Source organism: Vibrio sp. 10N.222.49.C9 (assembly GCF_041474985.1).
Taxonomy (GTDB): Bacteria; Pseudomonadota; Gammaproteobacteria; order Enterobacterales; family Vibrionaceae; genus Vibrio; species Vibrio crassostreae_C.
Map to the genome: position 1 here is coordinate 1 of NZ_JBFRVD010000264.1, position 285 is coordinate 285.

The 285-nt window shown below is 47.0% G+C and carries 1 protein-coding gene; it reads right to left on the reverse strand.

The genetic code is table 11. The features are described 5' to 3' along the window. Positions 1–285 (reverse strand): aminotransferase class V-fold PLP-dependent enzyme (locus AB4585_RS23065; protein WP_372171128.1); only part of this gene is annotated, 285 nt, incomplete at both ends.

Sequence of the window (285 nt, forward strand, 5' to 3'; positions counted from 1 at the left end):
GTCCAACATAACGATCATATCGTTTTGGTGTGCAATCTCTGCAAGCAGAGGGACGTTTTGCACTTCCATGGTCACTGAACCAGGAGATTCCAAAAACAGTAGCTTAGTGTTTGGCTGGATAAGGTCTTGTATCTCTTCGCCAATGGTTGGCGTGTAGTAGGTCGTCTCGACACCAAGGCGCTTTAACATAGTGTTGCAGAAGTCGCGTGTGGGTTCGTAACAGGTGTCCACCATTAGGATGTGATCGCCTGTTTCTACAAAAGATAGGATCGCGTTTGAGATAGC